Below are 3568 nucleotides of genomic sequence, written 5' to 3' on the forward strand. Positions count from 1 at the left end.
TCGAGGAACGACGAAAGAAACCAGATCAAGGCGAGCAGGATGAACGGACCCAGCCAGCCAGCCGGCAACAGCCTCGGCAGCAGCGCCGGTACACCGCTGTCCTCGAAGTGGCGCGCGAGCAGGGCAAAGCCGACGAGCAGGCCGAACAGGTTGGCGAGCAGCACCCATTCGTGCGCCATGTGGCTGGCGAAGCCGGCGATTCCATCACCGGTCTTGAAGTTGGAGAAGACGATCTTGTAGCTCGTAATCACCAGCAGACCGGTCAAGGCAATCTGCAGCACGTAGCGATGGAACAGCGCGACGCCAAGCAGGGTCGCCGCGAACAGAATGAACTCGAGCGGTATGTTCATTACCGCCGGGCCTTCCGCCGCCAGTGCCGGCCCGGCAAAACACAAAAAAGCAGCCGAAGCTGCCGCGCAAATGCATGTCCGATCGACCGCCTTCCACCCCATCGCGTTTCTCCTCATGCCGAATGGCCACCCAGTCCTTGTGCTAAGCTTGTCGCTTAGACTGGAAGCCGTCAAGCGTTTCGTTACCGGCGAGCCGGTGGGGGAGGCCTGTCGGCTGGGCGGTTCGCCGGCGAAGCCGGCGCAGCCTGCATCGAATGCGCGTCACGCGTTCATTTCATAGCTTATTCTTGCCGAAGGACACGCTTGCCATGCACAAATTGCTGCTTGCCGTTGACGGCTCAGCCGCTGCCCATCGTGCCGTCCAGTACGTCGTTGCGCTGGCTGCCGTCTTCCCATCTATCGAGGTCGTCCTGCTCAATGTCCAGCCGGAAATCGACGACTGGAGCGTGTTGCGTGTGCTCACGCGGGAGGAAGTCGAGGCGATGGAAGAGAGTCGCGCGGGCGATGTGCTACGTGAGGAGCGCGCGGTGTTGCAGGCGGCCGGCGTGCGCTTTACACCTTTGGTCGAAATCGGTGCGCCGGCGGCGTGCATCACCCGGGTCGCCGCCGAGCACAACTGCGACGGCATCGTCATGGGCAGCCGCGGAATGGGCGCGGTCTCGGCCGCCTTGCTCGGCTCGGTGAGCAGCGAAGTGCTGCAGTCGAGCGATCTGCCGCTCACCCTGATTCGCTAGCTTCGCTGACCGGCTGTGCCAGGCCCCGCCTGGTTCAGCCTCCTCGCCTGCGCAGCCGCCAGGCGTGCCAGCGCTCGACCCAGCGCAGCACTGTCGCCGGCGCATGCGCTTTCTTCCAGACGCCGGCGACGTACTTGTTTGCCTCGGCGAGCGTCGGGTAGATGTGGATCGTTGCCAGAATCCGGTTCAGCCCGATGCCGTTCTTCATCGCCAGAACGTACTCGGCGATCAACTCGCCGGCATGCTCGCCGACGATCGTTACGCCCAGAATGCGGTCCTTACCGGGAACGGTCAACACCTTGATGAAGCCCTCGGCTGCCCCGTCGGCGATTGCCCGGTCCAGGTCGTCGAGGTCGTAACGCGTCACTTCGTAAGCGATTCCACGCGCTTGCGCTTCCTGCTCGTTGATCCCGACGCGCGCAACCTCGGGTTCGATGAAGGTGGCCCACGGAATCACCGAATAGTCGACGCGGAACCTGCGCCAGGGTGCGAAGAGCGCGTTGACCGACGCATACCACGCCTGATGCGCCGCCGTGTGGGTGAACTGGAACGGCCCGGCGACATCGCCGGCAGCGTAGATGTTCGGGTAGCGCGTCTGCAGGAACTCGTTGACTTCGAGCGTAGCTCCGCTGGCGATGCCGAGCTCGGCCAGGCCGTATCCGTCGAGATTGGCGCGTCGCCCGAGCGCGACGAGCAGCGCGTCGAAGGGCAGGAGGACGGTGGCGCCGGCGTGTTCGGCGACGAGCATCTGCTCGCCTTGCTCGACGATGAAGGACTTCGCTTCGTGCTCGAGCCGTAGCTGCACGCCCTCGGCGCGAAAACGCTGCGCGACCAGAGCCGAGACCTCGGCGTCTTCGCGCGCCAGCAGGCGCGCACCACGTTCGACCAGCGTCACCTGTGCGCCGAGACGACTGAAGGCCTGCGCCAGCTCGCTGCCGATCGGGCCGCCGCCGAGGATCAGCAGTCGGCGCGGCAACTGACGCAACTGCCAGACGGTATCCGAGGTCAGGTAGGCGATCTTTTCGATTCCCGGTAGCTCGGGGACGACCGGTCGCGCGCCGGCGGCGACGACGATGCTGCGCGTACGCAGGCTCTGCTGCGTGCCATCGCGGCGGGTGATCTCGACCTGCCATGGCGAGACGATGCGCGCTGCGCCTTCGACGACGTCCACGCCGAGCGCCCGGTAGCGTTCGACCGAGTCGTGCGGGGCGACCTGCCGAATGATCGCCTGCACGCGCTCCATCACTTCGGCAAAGTCGCAGCGGGCCTCGGCCGTGGCGATTCCGAACGCGCGCGCGCGCGCGATCTGCGCGAGCAATCGGGCCGAGCGGATCAGCGCTTTCGAGGGAACGCAACCGGTGTTCAGGCAGTCGCCGCCCATGCGGTGTTGCTCGACCAGGCTGACTTTCGCACGCACGGCGGCCGCGATGTAGGCGCTGACCAGGCCGGCGCTGCCGCCACCAATGACGATCAGGTTCCGGTCGAAGCGCCGCGGCTTCGTCCAGCCGGCGTAAACCTTGCGCGCTTTGACCGCGTCGACGAGCCGGCGAGCGACGAGCGGAAAAATGCCGAGCAGGGCGAACGAGGCAAGCAGCGTCGGCGAAACGATGCCGGCGAGCGAATCGACGCGCGCCAGTTGCGTACCTGCATTGACGTAGACCAGCGTGCCGGCGAGCATCCCGAGCTGGCTGACCGAGTAGAAGGTGCGTACCCGCATCGCGGTCAGTCCGAGCAGGAGATTGACCAGAAAGAACGGGAACAGTGGGATCAGGCGCAGCGTGAACAGATAGAAGGCGCCGTCGCGCCGTATGCCCTCGTCGACCGCCCGCAGGCGTTCGCCAAAACGGCCGAGCAGCCAGTCTCGCAGCAGGAAGCGCGCGACCAGGAAGGCGAGCGTCGCGCCGAGCGACGAGGCGAAGGAAACGATGACGCTGCCCCAGACGAGGCCGAAGAGGGCTCCGCCGGCGAGCGTCAGAAGCGCCGCGCCGGGCAGCGAAAGGGCGGTGACCACGACGTAGGCGGCAAAATACAGACCGGCAAGCTGCCATGGGTGCTGCTGCTGGTATTCGGCGAGCGCCGCCTGCTCCGCCTTGAGCGCTGCCAGGCTGAGGTACTCGCCCAGGCCAAGCTGAAAATAGGCAAGCAGGGCGAGCACGATCAGGGCGAGAACGACGATTTGCTTGCGCTTCATGGAGAACTCCTCAGCTTCGGCGAATGGCTGGCCCAGCGGCGGATGCCGGCCGCCGGGCGGACGGCCAGTGTGGACGATTCGTCGCCCAGAGCGGTGAAAAACTTACGCCGAAGGCGAACGCGGCAGGCGCCGTCGCTCAGCGCATCGCATCGTCAGCCGGGGCGCACACCGGCCCGCTGCACAGCGGTGGGCGACGGGTTTCAAGCGCTTTTCTGCGGCAGATGCGAAAAAAGGCGCATGAAGCGGCGGTCGATCCAGTCCTTCCAGTGCCACACCCAGCGCCCGGCGGCGAA

Annotated in this window: 2 protein-coding genes and 1 pseudogene; 1 reads left to right on the plus strand and 2 read right to left on the minus strand. The window is 65.9% G+C overall.

Going from position 1 to position 3568, the window contains the following annotated elements; all coding sequences use genetic code 11:
* A pseudogene (locus Q1L59_RS03365) lies at positions 1-350 on the minus strand (citrate transporter); the annotation flags it as partial.
* Positions 351-658: 308 nt separating this feature from the next.
* Here Q1L59_RS03365 and Q1L59_RS03370 point away from each other — a divergent pair.
* Positions 659-1084, plus strand: coding sequence for a universal stress protein (locus tag Q1L59_RS03370; RefSeq protein WP_300328019.1), 426 nt, complete (start codon positions 659-661; stop codon positions 1082-1084).
* Between the two features lie 34 nt (positions 1085-1118).
* Here Q1L59_RS03370 and Q1L59_RS03375 read toward each other — a convergent pair whose 3' ends face one another.
* Positions 1119-3275: a bifunctional TVP38/TMEM64 family protein/FAD-dependent oxidoreductase gene (locus Q1L59_RS03375; RefSeq protein WP_300328022.1), complete on the minus strand. Its 2157-nt coding sequence runs from the start codon at positions 3273-3275 to the stop codon at positions 1119-1121.
* Positions 3276-3568 lie beyond the last annotated feature (293 nt).

Origin of the sequence: Accumulibacter sp., assembly GCF_029255125.1 — a bacterium.
Classification (GTDB): domain Bacteria; phylum Pseudomonadota; class Gammaproteobacteria; order Burkholderiales; family Rhodocyclaceae; genus Accumulibacter.